We start from the raw sequence: 13,160 nt of genomic DNA on the forward strand, positions 1-13,160 counted from the left end.
CCCGAGACGACGAGAGCAGTCAGCCGGATCATGACGATGAGACGGTAACCCAGCATGTCTGGTTCCCGGTTGCTCCTGGCGGCCGGTCCCGACGCCTGATCCCGAGGCCCGGTTCCCGCCCGGTTCCCGCCCGGTCTCCGGGCCGCCGGGGCACGCGTGGCAGGGTGGCGCCGTGACCGCCCGTCGACGCACCTTCACCCGCGCCGAGCTGGAGTCGTTCCGCGATGCCACCGTGCCCGACCTGATCGGCCCCGGTCTGCGGCTGCTCTTCGTCGGCATCAACCCGGGCCTGTGGACGGCCGCGACCCAGACGCACTTCGCGCACCCGGTCAACCGGTTCTACCCCGCGCTGTATGCCGCCGGCATCATCACGCAGCCCATCGACCCAGCGGCCGGGATGACCGACGACGACCGCGCGCACCTGGTCGCCCGGGGCGTCGGGATCTCCAACGTCGTGCATCGCGCCACCGCCCGCGCCGACGAGCTGTCCAAGGCGGAGCTCATCGAGGGTGGTCTCCGCCTGCAGGAGCTGGTCCGCCGCGAGCGCCCGCGCGTCGTGGCGGTGGCCGGCATCACGGCGTACCGCTCCGCCTTCGGTCGGCCCCGCTCAGTCGCCGGGCGGCAGCCGCGCGACGATGCCGCGGCGTCGGCGTGGGGAGACGCCGAGGTCTGGGTCGTGCCCAATCCCAGCGGGCTCAACGCGCACGAGACGGTCGCCTCACTCGCCGTCGCCTACGCGGAGCCGGCCCGGGCCGCAGGAGTCCTCCCCGAGGCGTGAGTGCCGCCGGAGGCGTGCGTGTCTCGACCACTGATGGGTGGTCGAGACACTCACGGCTGGAAGGAGGCGCGCCTAGTCATACGGCTGGTCCTTGCCGGCCACGGTGAGCCCGTCCTGCACGACGAACCCGCGGGCAAGGTCCTCCTCGGGGTCGACTCCGACGCGAGCGCCGGGCGGGATGATGACGTTCTTGTCGATGATGGCGTTGCGGACCACGGCGCCCTCACCGATCCGGACGTCGTTCATGAGGACCGAGCCGGTCACCTCCGCCCCTTGGACGTAGACGCCGGGCGAGAACACCGAGCGGACCGCCTCTCCGCCGCTGACCACGACGCCGGGCGAGAGCAGCACCTCATCGACGTTGGAGTGGACCACCTTGGCCGGCGGGTAGGGCCCGTGCGAGGTGAAGATGGGCCACTCGTAGTTGTAGAGGTTGAAGACGGGGAGCGGCGAGACGACGTCCATGTGAGCGTCGTAGTAGGACTGCAGCGTCCCGACGTCGCGCCAGTAGCCGCGGTCACGGGTGGTCGACCCCGGGACGTCGTTGTCCTTGTAGTCGTAGACGGCGGCCTGGTTGCGGCGTACGAAGGCGGGCACGATGTCCCCGCCCATGTCGTGCTTGGACCCGATCTCGTCCGCGTCCCGCGTGACCGCCTCGACGAGCGCCTCGGCGTCGAAGACGTAGTTGCCCATGGAGGCGAGGACCTCGCCGGGGCTGTCGGGCAGGCCGACCGGGTTCTTGGGCTTCTCGAGAAACTCGCGGATCCGCCGCGGGTCGTCGGGGTCGACGTCGATGACGCCGAACTGGTCGGCGAGCTCGATCGGCTGTCGGATGGCCGCCACCGTGCACGGCGCCCCGGAGGAGCAGTGAGCGTCGATCATCTGGGAGAAGTCCATGCGGTAGACGTGGTCGGCGCCGACCACGACGACGATCTCGGGCTTCTCGTCGCCGATGAGGTTGAGGGACTGGTAGATCGCGTCGGCACTGCCGAGATACCAGTTCTTGCCCACACGCTGCTGCGCCGGCACGGAGGCCACATAGTTGCCGAGCATCGTCGACATCCGCCACGTCTGGCTGATGTGCCGGTCGAGGGAGTGGGACTTGTACTGCGTCAGCACGACCACCTGCCGGTAGCCCGAGTTGACGACGTTGGACAGCGCGTAGTCGATCAGCCGGTAGATCCCGGCGAACGGCACGGCCGGCTTGGCCCGGTCGGCGGTGAGGGGCATGAGCCTCTTCCCCTCCCCGCCGGCGAGCACGATCGCGAGCACCTTCGTGCGAGGAGGAACCGCCATGCTCGGAGACTAGCGCTGCACACCCGATCGTGGCGGCGACGCAGTAGGTTGCCTGTGTGCGCGTCGACATCCTCAGCAAGGAGTACCCACCCGAGGTCTACGGCGGCGCGGGCGTCCACGTCGCCGAGCTGGTGAGAGCGCTGCGCGCCACCGGCGATGTCGAGACCGTCGTCCGGGCCTTCGGCGCGCCGCGCGAGGAGAAGGACACCTTCTCCTACGCGGACCTCGAACCGCTCGCCGGCACCAACCCGGCCCTCCGCACCTTCGGGGTCGACCTCGCCATCGCCGACGACTGCGCCGGCGCGGACCTGGTCCACTCCCACACCTGGTACGCCAACATGGCCGGCCACCTGGCCTCCCTGCTGCACGGCGTCCCGCATGTTCTGACGGCCCACTCGCTCGAGCCGCTGCGCCCTTGGAAGGCCGAGCAGCTGGGCGGCGGCTATGCACTGAGCAGCTGGGCCGAGCGTACGGCGTACGAGGCCGCTGCCGCCGTCATCGCCGTCTCGAGCGCGATGCGAGATGACGTCCTGCGTGCCTACCCGGCCGTCGACCCGGCCCGCGTCCACACCGTGCACAACGGCATCGACACCGACCTGTGGCACCCGGGGGAGGACCCCGACCGGGTGCGCGTGCTCGGCGTCGACCCCGACCGGCCGTCGGTGGTCTTCGTCGGCCGGATCACGCGCCAGAAGGGGCTGCCGTACTTCCTGCGCGCGGTCGCCTCGCTTCCCGACGACGTGCAGATCGTGCTGTGTGCCGGCGCACCGGACACCAAGGAGATCGAGGCCGAGGTCGTCGGCCTCGTCGAGGACCTGCGCCGGCAGCGGGGAGCCGGCGTCGTCTGGATCGCCGAGATGCTGCCACGCCCCGATGTCGTCGCGCTGCTCTCGGCCGCCACCGTCTTCGCGTGTCCTTCGGTCTACGAGCCGCTCGGCATCGTCAACCTCGAGGCGATGGCGTGCGAGGCGGCAGTCGTGGCCACCGCCACGGGCGGCATCCCGGAGGTCGTCCAGCATGGGTCGACGGGCCTGCTCGTGCCGATCGAGCAGCTGACCGACGGCTCCGGCACCCCGGTGGACCCCGATGGCTACGTGGCGGACTTCGCGGCCGCACTCAACGAGCTCGTCGCCGAGCCAGCTCGCGCGGCCGAGATGGGGCGAGCGGGTCGCAAGCGGGCGATCGAGGCCTTCAGCTGGGAGGCGATCGCCGGGAAGACGGTGGAGATCTACCGCTCGCTGGTCTGAGCTCCGGCCCACCTGGGTACCGTCCGGCTTGCCGGCAAGACCGGCAGAGCCTCACGAAGGGGAGGAGCCATGACGGTCACGACGTTCCAGGACCTGCCGCTGGCCTCTCGCGACCGCGAGTGGGACGGTGCCGCGGCCGAGAAGCGCGTCCGGGCGTGGACGGGAGCCGAGGAGGAGCCGAACGAGAGGTATCGCGACGCCCACCTGTGGTACGACTCCGACCGCGCCGGCAACTTCACGGCCTACAAGCTGCTCTACGCCGACGTCGTCGATGGGAAGCTCCAGGCCGTGCCCCGCGGGATCATGGCAGCCGCCGGCGTGCTCGACGGCGCTCGCGGCGGCGTCGACATCCCGAAGGGCGACATCGACCGCGTCAAGAGCCACGTGAAGCGCTACTACCGCAAGATGGGCGACGAGGTGCCCTGGGAGGAATAGCCCGACCAGCGGGGGCGCTAGGCGTGATCGAGGGCGGCGAGCTGCGCCCGGGTCGGCACGTACGGCTGGAACCGCAGCGTCATGCCGGCCTCCGGCGGCGTGCGGTTCGCCTTGCGCCCGTTGCACAGACGGCAGGCGGCCACGGTGTTGAGCCACGTCCAACCGCCGCCGCGTGACGCCGGGAGCACGTGGTCGACCGTGCTGGCGTGATGACCGCAGTAGGCGCAGCGCCGTCCGTCGCGGCGCAGCACGGCCTCGCGGCTGTAGGCGGCAGGCCGGTACATCCACTGCATGCGTATGTAGCGCACGAGACGGATGACACGCGGCCACGGGTGCGGCCCGATCATCCTGTCGTCGTGCGCCTCCTCGACGGTCGCGACCTGGCGGAACAGCATGCGAACGGCATGCTGGAACGTCACCTTGCCCAGCGGCTCGTAGGAGGCGTTGAGAAGCGCCACGCTCGTCGCGGCCATGGCACACACCTCCCTCACCCCTCACGGTAGGTGCGTGCCGTCCGAACAGACAAGCGATTTGGTCGAGGCGTCACACGGAGTTCACAAGCGTCGGGACCGCCTCGACCGCTCTCGCTGTGCGCCTACCCGCGCAGCCAGCGTCGCCGCGGGGGCGTCGAGCGCCGCGACGAGCGCATGGAGACGTCGAGGTCGAGGGTGACGAGCTGGCGGAGCCCGGCGTCGAGAACGGGCAAGCCGCTGGTCAGGATCGCGAGCAGGTTGCGGCTGGAGCAGATGACGACGTCGCCGGCGACGACCGGCGCGACCTCGCGTCCGACGAAGCACACGACCGCCACGACATGCCTGGCCTCGACGAGCCCGGTGCGAGCCGCGACCGCCCCGGCGGCCCGGGCCGCTCCGACGACGACGTCCTGACGGACCCCACCGGGGCGCAGCTCGTCACGGGCGCTGACCCACGGACGCTGGCGAGACTCGACCACGAACACGCCCTGCGGTCCGACGGCGACCTGGACCGGCGTACGCCGCCCGGAGAGCCGCACCGGCTCGAAGACCGTCCACTCGCTGCTCGGCAACGCGCCGAGGATCGCAGACGTGGCTCCCTCACCGTTGGTGCGTGGGCCTGCGAGGGCCTTGGTCGGCCACTCGCGCGAGTCGTTCGTCATGTGCGTGTCCCTGCTTCCGCGTGAGGGATGACCGTAAGCCGGGACGGTCCCGGACGGGAGCCCTTTCGGCGAAATGTCCTCCCATCGGACTACGGGTCACCGGCGCATCCGGGTCATACGGCAGGCTTCACCCATGAGCCCCCGCCTCGCGCCGCGCACACGCGCCTTCGGAGCGATCCTCCGGCTGATGGGGTCGGAGCCGGCGACCCCGGAGCGGATGGTCGAGCTGCGGGCGAAGCGCGAGCAGCTGCGTCGTACCGCGGTGGGGCGGTTCGTGTTCGGCCGCCCGGCGTCGGGCGTCGCGACGACCGACGTCGAGATCGAGACCGGCTCTCGGCTCCACGTCCACCGGCCGACGGGCGTCGCCGGACCGCTGCCGATCGTCGTCAACTTCCACGGCGGCGGGTGGTGTCAGGGCACACCCGAGCAGTCGGACTGGCTGGCCAGCCACGTCGCCGAGCAGGCACGCTGCCTGGTCGTCTCGCCGACCTACCGCCTGGCGCCGGAGCACCCCTATCCCGCCGCCGTCAAGGACGCCTGGGCCGTGCTGGAGTGGATCGAGAAGCACGCCGGCGAGCTCGACGGCGACCCCGCCCGGATCGCGGTCATGGGGGACAGCGCCGGCGGCAACCTGGCGGCGGTCACCGCCCTCATGGCACGCGACAGGGGCGGCCCGGACCTCCGGGCACAGGTGCTGGTCTACCCGGCCGTCGAGATGTATGAGCGCTATCCGTCCGAGGACGCGAACGCCGACGCGCTCGTGCTGACCTCGCGGGGAATGCATGCCTTCGCCCACCTGTACATGGGTGAGGCCTACGGGGTCGAGGACTGGGAGGCCTCCCCCGTCCGCGCGACCTCGCACGCAGACCTCCCACCGGCGCTGATCCTCACCGCGTTCCACGACCCCCTGCGCGACCACGGCAGGACGTACGCCGAGAGGCTGCGGGCCGCGGGCTCGGCGGCTGAGCTGCGCGACTACGGCCCCGGCATCCACGGGTTCGTGTCACTGCCGGGCGTGGTGCCGGTGGCCCGAGAGGCGCTGCGCGACGTGGTGAGGTTCCTGCGGGAGGCGCTGTGACGAGGCCGTGACTCGGACGTGTCAGGACCGACCAGGACCGACCAGGACCAGATGACCAGGGACCCTAGTCCCGTCCTCAGCCGATCTCGTGTGTGCCGAGGATCGGTCGGGGATATTGGGCGGAGCGGTCGACCATCGAGCGGGGGGGGCTCGTGCATGTCCAGCGTGACCAGTGTGGGTGAGAGGTGGAGGTGGCGATACCACCTCGCCCTCCTCGCCATCGGCCTCGGCGTGTTCGCCGTGGCCGCGGTCGACGTGGTCCGCGACGGGATCGACTGGCAGCCCGCCCTCGCGATCGTCGTCAGCATGCCGCTCATCGCGGTCGTCGCCCGATTCCCCATGCTGCTCGACAGCGGGTCGGGCGCCATCGAGGTGGGCTTCGACTCCAGCATCCTGATGTTCCTGCTGTGCACCCTCGACCCCTCGGACGCGCTCGTCACCTGGTCGCTCGGCGTCGTCGTCACCCAGGTGACGACGCACAAGCCCCGTGACGTCAAGTGCTTCAACATCGGCCTGGGCATCGTGGCGGGCGGGCTGGCGGCTGCGGTCTACGCCATCGGGACCGACGGAGCCGTCGGCACGCCCCGCGAGCTGGTCGCCGTCGCACTCGCCGCGGCGACGTACTTCGTCACCGACTATGTGCTCTCTGCTCTGTCGGTCGCGATCGGCGCGGGCTCCCGGCTCCGTCACGAGCTGATGCAGCGCGGAACGCTGCTGGCGATCGCCTGCTTCGTGCCGTTGGACTCGCTCGGCTACCTCGGTGCCGTCGTGCAGCGCGCGACCCCGTGGTGGACCCTCAGCCTGCTGGCCGTGCCGCTGGTGACCCTGCTGATCGCCACCCGCGCCGTCACGCGAGGCCAGGAGAACGCTCGTCGTCTGACGGTGCTCTTCTCGGCCGCCGTGCGGGCGCAGGCGTTGGTGGACCGCGAGGCCGTGGTCGACGCTCTGCTGCGCGATGCGCGCCAGCTGCTCAAGCTGAGCGACGTCCTGCTCCGCGACACTCCCCCGCTCGACGGCACCATCGCGGTGCCCGTGCAGCTCGGCGAGGACAGCCGCTGGCTGGTGGCGCGGGCGCAGAACCGGGCCCGCGCCACCATCGCCGGCGACGAGCAGGCGCTGCGGGCACTCGCCGCCGTCGCCTCGGACGCGGTCTCACGGCTGGAGCTGACCGACGAGATGGTGCACGTCGCGCGGCACGACCCGCTGACCGACCTGCCCAACCGCGGCATCCTGCTGGACCGGCTCACGCAGGCGCTGGCCCGACAGAGGACCGACCCCGTCGCACTGCTGTTCATCGACCTCGACGGCTTCAAGCCGGTCAACGACCGCTATGGGCACGCAGTCGGCGACGACGTGCTCGTCAGGCTCGCAACCCGGCTGCGCACCTGCGTCCGCTCGACCGACACGGTGGCCCGGCTGGGCGGGGACGAGTTCGCGATCCTCTTCGAGGACGTCGACCGCATCCTCATGCCGTTGATGTGCGACCGGATCCTCCATGCCGTGGGCGAGAGCATCGACATCGGCGGCCAGCCGGTGCGGCTGGGAGCGAGCGTCGGCCTGGCGTACGGCGTCGCCGGAGACAGCGCCGCCGCTCTGCTCCGCAATGCCGACCTGGCGATGTATGAGGCGAAGACCCGCGGCAAGGGCCGGTATGTCGAGTACCAGCCGTCGATGGGCGCGGTGCGACTGGAGCGCCTGGAGCTGGTCGACGACCTCCGGCACGCGGTCGACGACCGGGCGATCGACGTGGTCTATCAGCCTGTCGTCGAGGTCGCGACCGGGCGGATCGTCGGCGCCGAGGCCCTCGCCCGCTGGCGACGCAACGGCGCGCCCGTGGCGCCCGACGTCTTCATCAGCGTCGCGGAGGAGACGGGCCTCATCATGGCGCTCGGCGACGTCGTCCTCGACAAGGTCGCCGCCGACGCACCCGCGCTTCTGGCCGCCTCCGACGGCGAGTCACTCTCGATCAACGTCAACATCTCCGCTGCCCAGCTGCGGGAGCCGCCGTTCATCGCGAGCGTCGCGCGCACGGTCTCGGCGATGCGGGGCACCTCGCTCGTCCTGGAGATCACCGAGCGGCAGGGCGTCGACCTCGACGACGGCATCCTCGAGGCGATGCGCGCGATCGAGAGCATGGGCGTGGTCTTCGCGATCGACGACTTCGGCGTCGGCTTCTCCTCGATCAGCTACCTGCACGACCTGCCCGCGCAGATCATCAAGGCCGACGCCGCGCTGTCGGAGGACATCGACGAGGATCCGCGCTCGCGCGCCCTGCTGCGCTCGGTGGTGCTGATGGGCCGCTCGCTCGGCTTCGGCGTGGTCGTCGAGGGCATCGAGCGGGAGACCCAGCTGGCCGTCCTCGGCGAGGACGCGCCGGAGGCGCTCGCGCAGGGCTACCTGATGCACCGTCCGATGCCGCTCGCGGACCTGCTCAACGTCATGCAGCGCGACCGCGCCGAGCGCCGGGTGCGAGGCTGAGGACGCTGCCCGGGCGGCCGCTTCGCGATCGTGAGCTGAGGCGCTCAGTGCTTCTCGCAGGCGACCTTGTCGTGGTCGCGGTCGAGGCCCTTGTTGTAGCGCATGGCCTCGTTGTAGAGGGTCGTCGAGTGCTTGAAGTTCGTCACCGGCGTGCCGCTCGTCACGTGGTCGTGGGCGTTGGTCCGACCGACGCCGTGGGGGAACTTCTTGTGCAGCGCGGTGCAGTTCGTGGTCCACGCCGGCCTCGCATCGGCCGCGGGGCTGGCCACCAGAAGCAGTCCGGCGGCCGCGACGGCGGCCGCACCGAGACGAAGAGTCCTCATGGGACCAAGGTAAAGCGATGTGCGTCGCCGGCCACATGGTTCCGGCCGGATCGGGACCTTTGTCCCCCGGCGTGCCGGAGTGTCGGCGGCATCCGTCATCGTGGGGCCGTGCTGAAGCGGATGCTGCCCGGGGTCGTCGCCCTGCTGGCTCTCTCGGCATGCGCGTGAGCCGACCCCGCCTCGCCACCGCGGTGGCATCTCGGCGTCGACGCCAGTGAGCGCACGGCGTTGACGCAGATGCTCGGCTACTGCTGACCCCGATCTGTCCGGTGGTCGTGCCCGACCACAGCGGCTCGGCGGGCATCACGCCGGCTCGACTCCGGCGTGGAGCACCATCAGCACGCCTTCGCGGACCTTCACGTGATATCTCGTCCGCCCCGTCTTGACGACCGTCCCGACCCGACCCTTGAAGTCGCCGGGCGCAATGATCCGAGCCCGGGACCCGACCGCGAGCCGCACAAGCCGACGGCCCTCCAGGATGCCGCGGAGCTCCGCGACGTAGTTGGGATGCAGCGGCGCCGGCCGGCCGCGGTGGAACCACTCGAAGACGCGCTCGCCGGTCGGCCGCGTGCTGCACCGCGCGCAGAGCAGGACCCGCTCGGGCCGACGGTGGCGGTCGACCTCGTGGCCCTCCTGGCAGATCCCGACCCAGGCGCCGGGCACGGCAGGAGCATCCTCCGACACGCACCGCTCGGCCGAGCAGCCGATCCGGCGGGCCGTCGCCACCCAGGTGGGCCCGTGCCCCGCCCGCGGCCCGGCGAGGGCATGCGCGATCTCGTGCAGGATGGTGTCGCGCACCTCGGTCTCCGGATGGAGCTTGGTGATCGGCGCCGACAGTCCGATCACCTTGTCGCGGTGCCGACAGATCCCGGCACGTCGCTTGGCACGGTCGAGCTCGAGGCGCCAGCCGCTCAGTCCGTGCTGGTCCATCAGCTGGCGAGCCAGGGTGCTGGCGTCCTCGAGATCCACGTGGAAGAGGCTAAGTCCCGGCTCCGACATTCACGGGGCGGGCGCTCCGAGGTTGTGGACGCGCGGGCCACACCGGTGTCACCGTTGTCTCCGTGACGCGCACGATCGAGGCCGACTACCTGGTCGTGGGCGCCGGTGCCACCGGGATGGCGTTCGCCGACGCCCTGACCGACCACGCCGAGGTACGCGTCGCGCTCGTGGACCGTCGCCACGCCGCCGGCGGCCACTGGCTCGAGGCCTATCCATTCGTGCGCCTCCACCAGTCATCGGTCTTCTACGGCGTCGCGTCCACCGTGCTCGGTGGCCACGTCCAGCAGGAGGGGCCGGAGAAGGGCCTGCACGAGAGAGCGTCGCAGCCCGAGATCTGCGAGTACTACGAGCACGTGCTCGACCGGATGGTGCGGTCGGGGAAGGCGGAGCTGTTCGGCAACAGCGAGTTCGTCGACGGCAGCGTCGTCTCGCATGTGTCGGGCGAGCGGATGGCCGTCCGGGACGGCTGCCGGATCGTGGATGCCCATCACCTCTCCCCGACGATCCCCGCAGAGACGCCACCACCGTTCGAGGTCGGCTCCGACGTGGCCGTCATCCCCGTCAACGACCTCGTGCGTCTCGAGGATGCCCCGAGCCAGTACGTCGTCGTCGGCTCGGGCAAGACCGCGACCGACGCGATCGTCTGGCTGATGGGTCGCGGCGTGGATCCCGACGCCGTCTGCTGGGTGCGGCCGCGCGACCCGTGGATGCTCAACCGCGCGGTCGTGCAGCCCGACCCCGTCGTCTTCCTCGGCATGGCGGCCGCGATCATGGAGTCCGCGGCCGCCGCGGCGTCGCTGGACGACCTCTTCCTCCGGCTGGAGGACGCCGGCGTCATGATGCGGATCGACCGTGGCGTCACACCCACCATGGCGAAGGCGCCGACGCTCGGCGCGTGGGAGCTCGACCTGTTGCGCAATGTCGAGAACGTCGTACGGCGGGGTCACCTCGAGTCCGTCTCGCGTGGCAAGCTCGCCTTCGCCGACGGGATCGTGTCCGTCGCCGACGACGCCGTCGTCGTGCACTGTGCGGCCGACGGCCTTCCCCGAGCACCGCGCGTCCCGGTGTGGCGGCCGGACGCCATCACGCTGCAGCCGATCCGCGCCGGCTTCCCCTGTTTCGGCGCCGCACTGGTGGGCTACGTCGAGGCGACCCGCTCCGACGACGACGTCAAGAACCGCCTGTGCCCGCCGTCGAGCTATGGCAACACGCTGGCCGACTGGGCGCGGATGAACCTCCTCGGCACGCGGGCGTCGCAGTCGTTCCTCGCCGAGCCCGACATCAAGGAGTGGGCCGACGGGGTCGCGCTCAATCCGGCTCGAGTGCCGGCGGGCTACCCGCCGTCCGACTCTCTCGATGCCGTGCGCGAGCGGCTCGCGACCGCCACACCTCTCGCGCTCGTGCGGCTGGCGGAGCTCACGTGAGCGTCACACCCGCCACACTTCACGGTCCTCGATGGCCAAGTCAGCGGCCGACTGCTCGGGACGTCATGCGGACAGTGCAAGCGCTTGCTCCGTCCGCATGACGTCTTCTGCAGACGACGCCGATCAGGCGACGGGGCGGAAGGGCAGCAGCTCGTCGGCGCCGGGCTGGATGATGCCCACCGAGGACTCGGGGACCTCGTTCCAGGCTCCTGGTAGATCCCGGATCGGCTCGGAGACCACCAGCCGGGTCTCCTCGCCGGCGCGTGCGACGGCCTCGATGTCGGGGTAGAGCGCCTTGAGCCTGCTCACCTCTGAGGAGTAGAACAGCGTGCGCGACTTCCCTTCGCTCGAGTAGCGGAAGATCCAGATCGACTGCCCGTTGGCCGTGGCCACGGTCATCTGGACGGGATGGATGATCCCGTGGTCGGCCGCCACCTTCTCCACGAGCCCGACGGCACGCTCGACCGCCGCCACCGGCTCGTCGGTGAGACCGAAGGAGAGGGCGAGGAAGAACAGCATCTCCGAGTCAGTCGACCCCTCCATGTCGGCATAGATCGTCGGGTCGACGTGGAGCATGAGGTCGCGCTTGATGTCGTGGAACCCGTTGAGGACACCGTTGTGCATCCACAGCCACCGGCCCCACCGGAACGGGTGGCAGTTGCTGCGCTGCACGGCGGTCCCCGTCGAGGCGCGGACATGGGCGAACAACAGAGGTGACCGGACCTGCCGAGCGATCTCGTGGAGGTTCGCATCGTTCCAGGCCGGGTTGATGTTCTTGTAGATCGCCGGCTCGGGTCCCTCGCCGTACCACCCGATCCCGAAGCCGTCGCCGTTCGTCGTCGTCGCTCCCATCTGGGAGTGGAGACTCTGGTCGATGATCGAGTGCATCGGGCGGAAGAGAAGGTCATCCGCCAGGATCGGGTCGCCGTAGTACGCCATCCACCTACACATGCCGGCCAGCGAATCACTGCCCCGCGGCTCGGCGTCTCACCTAGAAGGGGTGAGAAGGGCGATCGCAGGAGCGGACAGGTCTCGGCCCTCGCAGCGTGAGTGAGACGAAGTGCCCTAGCCGCACGGGCACTTCGGCTCTCGCGCCGGCACCTGCGTCGGGCTGACCGTCGAGGAGTCGATGACGAACGTGGCGGTGTCCATCCGCCTCGCACATCGAGGGGGTGCCCATGTCGACACTGTTCACGAGCCCTCACCCGGGCTCGTATCTGCACTGGGGCGTCATCAGCGTCAGCTATACGAACCTCGCGATCATCGCGGTGATGGTGATCGTGTTCGTGCTGGCGCTGCTCGTGCCGTTCGGACGGTCCCGGCGATGACCGCCGACACGCCGGCCACCCGCCTGCCGGAACGCAACTGGACGACTCGCCTGCGCGAGTCGCTCTCGAGGATGGTGCCGCCGGGCCAGCTTCTGCCCGACCGCCAGCCTGTGTACGTCGCCTCGTGGATCTACATCTTCGGCGTGCTGACAGTCACCGCCCTCATCGTCGTCGTGGCGTCGGGGGTCGTCCTGGCGATCGGCGGCGTGGCCTGGTGGCACGTCTCCGAGGTCGGCCACTTCGTCAACTCGGTCCACCTCTGGAGCGTGCAGCTGTTCTTCATGTTCATGGTGCTGCACCTGTGGGGGCAGTTCTGGATGGCTGCCTGGCGTGGACGCAGGGTGCTGACGTGGGTCACCGGCGTGGTGTCCTTCCTGGCCTCCATCGGCACAGCGTTCACGGGCTATTTGGCACAGTCGAACTTCGACTCGCAGTGGATCAGCGCGGAGGCCAAGGACGGTCTCAACTCGATCGGGCTGGGGGCCTGGTTCAACGTGCTCAACCCCGGCCAGATGCTGCTGTGGCACGTGGTCCTGATGCCGGCCGTCGTGGGCATGCTCGTCGTCGTCCACGTCATCCTGGTTCGCCGGCGCGGCGTCGTGCCTCCCATCGATGCGGAGGGCCGGGAACGATGAACGC

At 70.4% G+C, this 13,160-nt stretch carries 14 protein-coding genes; 8 read left to right on the top strand and 6 right to left on the bottom strand.

Annotated elements, in window-relative coordinates:
* Positions 1-172 precede the first annotated feature (172 nt).
* Entirely contained in the window at positions 173-778 is a 606-nt protein-coding gene (locus ACYQ1K_RS18685; RefSeq protein ID WP_459984765.1) for a mismatch-specific DNA-glycosylase, read from the top strand.
* Between the two features lie 72 nt (positions 779-850).
* Here ACYQ1K_RS18685 and glgC read toward each other — a convergent pair whose 3' ends face one another.
* Positions 851-2,074 carry a glucose-1-phosphate adenylyltransferase gene (gene glgC / locus ACYQ1K_RS18690; RefSeq protein WP_459984766.1) on the bottom strand — a complete coding sequence of 408 codons (1,224 nt, stop codon included), beginning with the start codon at positions 2,072-2,074 and terminating at the stop codon, positions 851-853.
* A gap of 56 nt (positions 2,075-2,130) precedes the next feature.
* Here glgC and glgA point away from each other — a divergent pair, with 56 nt between their 5' ends.
* Together glgA and ACYQ1K_RS18700 are read left to right on the top strand one after the other, a co-directional pair.
* Positions 2,131-3,321 (top strand): glycogen synthase, encoded by a 1,191-nt coding sequence (gene glgA / locus ACYQ1K_RS18695; protein ID WP_459984767.1) that lies wholly within the window; start codon positions 2,131-2,133, stop codon positions 3,319-3,321.
* A 69-nt stretch (positions 3,322-3,390) separates the two neighbouring features.
* Complete coding sequence (locus ACYQ1K_RS18700; protein ID WP_459984768.1) at positions 3,391-3,756, top strand: hypothetical protein; 366 nt, start codon at positions 3,391-3,393, stop codon at positions 3,754-3,756.
* Between the two features lie 17 nt (positions 3,757-3,773).
* Here ACYQ1K_RS18700 and ACYQ1K_RS18705 read toward each other — a convergent pair whose 3' ends face one another.
* Both ACYQ1K_RS18705 and ACYQ1K_RS18710 read right to left on the bottom strand, forming a co-directional pair.
* On the bottom strand, positions 3,774-4,229 hold the full coding sequence (locus tag ACYQ1K_RS18705; RefSeq protein WP_459984769.1) for an HNH endonuclease: 456 nt from the start codon (positions 4,227-4,229) through the stop codon (positions 3,774-3,776).
* 122 nt (positions 4,230-4,351) lie between these two features.
* On the bottom strand, positions 4,352-4,891 hold the full coding sequence (locus tag ACYQ1K_RS18710; RefSeq protein ID WP_459984770.1) for a hypothetical protein: 540 nt from the start codon (positions 4,889-4,891) through the stop codon (positions 4,352-4,354).
* 133 nt (positions 4,892-5,024) lie between these two features.
* Here ACYQ1K_RS18710 and ACYQ1K_RS18715 point away from each other — a divergent pair, with 133 nt between their 5' ends.
* Positions 5,025-5,969: an alpha/beta hydrolase gene (locus ACYQ1K_RS18715; RefSeq protein WP_459984771.1), complete on the top strand. Its 945-nt coding sequence runs from the start codon at positions 5,025-5,027 to the stop codon at positions 5,967-5,969.
* Between the two features lie 174 nt (positions 5,970-6,143).
* A complete protein-coding gene (locus ACYQ1K_RS18720) occupies positions 6,144-8,447 on the top strand; it encodes a putative bifunctional diguanylate cyclase/phosphodiesterase (protein WP_459984772.1) in 2,304 nt (767 codons plus the stop codon).
* 44 nt (positions 8,448-8,491) lie between these two features.
* Here the strand turns inward: ACYQ1K_RS18720 and ACYQ1K_RS18725 are convergent, their stop codons facing one another.
* Positions 8,492-8,770 (bottom strand): excalibur calcium-binding domain-containing protein, encoded by a 279-nt coding sequence (locus ACYQ1K_RS18725; protein ID WP_459984773.1) that lies wholly within the window; start codon positions 8,768-8,770, stop codon positions 8,492-8,494.
* Positions 8,771-9,073: 303 nt separating this feature from the next.
* Complete coding sequence (locus ACYQ1K_RS18730) at positions 9,074-9,739, bottom strand: SprT-like domain-containing protein (RefSeq protein ID WP_459984774.1); 666 nt, start codon at positions 9,737-9,739, stop codon at positions 9,074-9,076.
* Between the two features lie 92 nt (positions 9,740-9,831).
* Here ACYQ1K_RS18730 and ACYQ1K_RS18735 point away from each other — a divergent pair, with 92 nt between their 5' ends.
* Positions 9,832-11,193: an NAD(P)-binding protein gene (locus ACYQ1K_RS18735; protein ID WP_459984775.1), complete on the top strand. Its 1,362-nt coding sequence runs from the start codon at positions 9,832-9,834 to the stop codon at positions 11,191-11,193.
* Between the two features lie 123 nt (positions 11,194-11,316).
* On the opposite strand, the gene ACYQ1K_RS18740 is transcribed toward ACYQ1K_RS18735, so the two are convergent.
* Positions 11,317-12,144, bottom strand: coding sequence for a class II glutamine amidotransferase (locus tag ACYQ1K_RS18740; RefSeq protein ID WP_459984776.1), 828 nt, complete (start codon positions 12,142-12,144; stop codon positions 11,317-11,319).
* A gap of 227 nt (positions 12,145-12,371) precedes the next feature.
* Here ACYQ1K_RS18740 and ACYQ1K_RS18745 point away from each other — a divergent pair, with 227 nt between their 5' ends.
* Together ACYQ1K_RS18745 and ACYQ1K_RS18750 are read left to right on the top strand one after the other, a co-directional pair.
* Entirely contained in the window at positions 12,372-12,521 is a 150-nt protein-coding gene (locus tag ACYQ1K_RS18745; protein ID WP_459984777.1) for a hypothetical protein, read from the top strand.
* Positions 12,518-13,156 (top strand): cytochrome b N-terminal domain-containing protein, encoded by a 639-nt coding sequence (locus ACYQ1K_RS18750; RefSeq protein ID WP_459984778.1) that lies wholly within the window; start codon positions 12,518-12,520, stop codon positions 13,154-13,156. The genes ACYQ1K_RS18745 and ACYQ1K_RS18750 overlap by 4 nt, the downstream gene beginning before the upstream one ends.
* Positions 13,157-13,160 lie beyond the last annotated feature (4 nt).

The sequence above is a fragment of the Nocardioides sp. AN3 genome, from assembly GCF_054653495.1.

Excerpts from the sequence above, each read along its gene's own strand:
- glgC (WP_459984766.1), bottom strand. The coding sequence starts at position 2,074 with ATGGCGGTTCCTCCTCGCACGAAGGTGCTCGCGATCGTGCTCGCCGGC.
- ACYQ1K_RS18700 (WP_459984768.1), top strand. The coding sequence starts at position 3,391 with ATGACGGTCACGACGTTCCAGGACCTGCCGCTGGCCTCTCGCGACCGC.
- ACYQ1K_RS18705 (WP_459984769.1), bottom strand. The coding sequence starts at position 4,229 with ATGGCCGCGACGAGCGTGGCGCTTCTCAACGCCTCCTACGAGCCGCTG.
- ACYQ1K_RS18710 (WP_459984770.1), bottom strand. The coding sequence starts at position 4,891 with ATGACGAACGACTCGCGCGAGTGGCCGACCAAGGCCCTCGCAGGCCCA.
- ACYQ1K_RS18715 (WP_459984771.1), top strand. The coding sequence starts at position 5,025 with ATGAGCCCCCGCCTCGCGCCGCGCACACGCGCCTTCGGAGCGATCCTC.
- ACYQ1K_RS18725 (WP_459984773.1), bottom strand. The coding sequence starts at position 8,770 with ATGAGGACTCTTCGTCTCGGTGCGGCCGCCGTCGCGGCCGCCGGACTG.
- ACYQ1K_RS18740 (WP_459984776.1), bottom strand. The coding sequence starts at position 12,144 with ATGTGTAGGTGGATGGCGTACTACGGCGACCCGATCCTGGCGGATGAC.
- ACYQ1K_RS18745 (WP_459984777.1), top strand. The coding sequence starts at position 12,372 with ATGTCGACACTGTTCACGAGCCCTCACCCGGGCTCGTATCTGCACTGG.
- ACYQ1K_RS18750 (WP_459984778.1), top strand. The coding sequence starts at position 12,518 with ATGACCGCCGACACGCCGGCCACCCGCCTGCCGGAACGCAACTGGACG.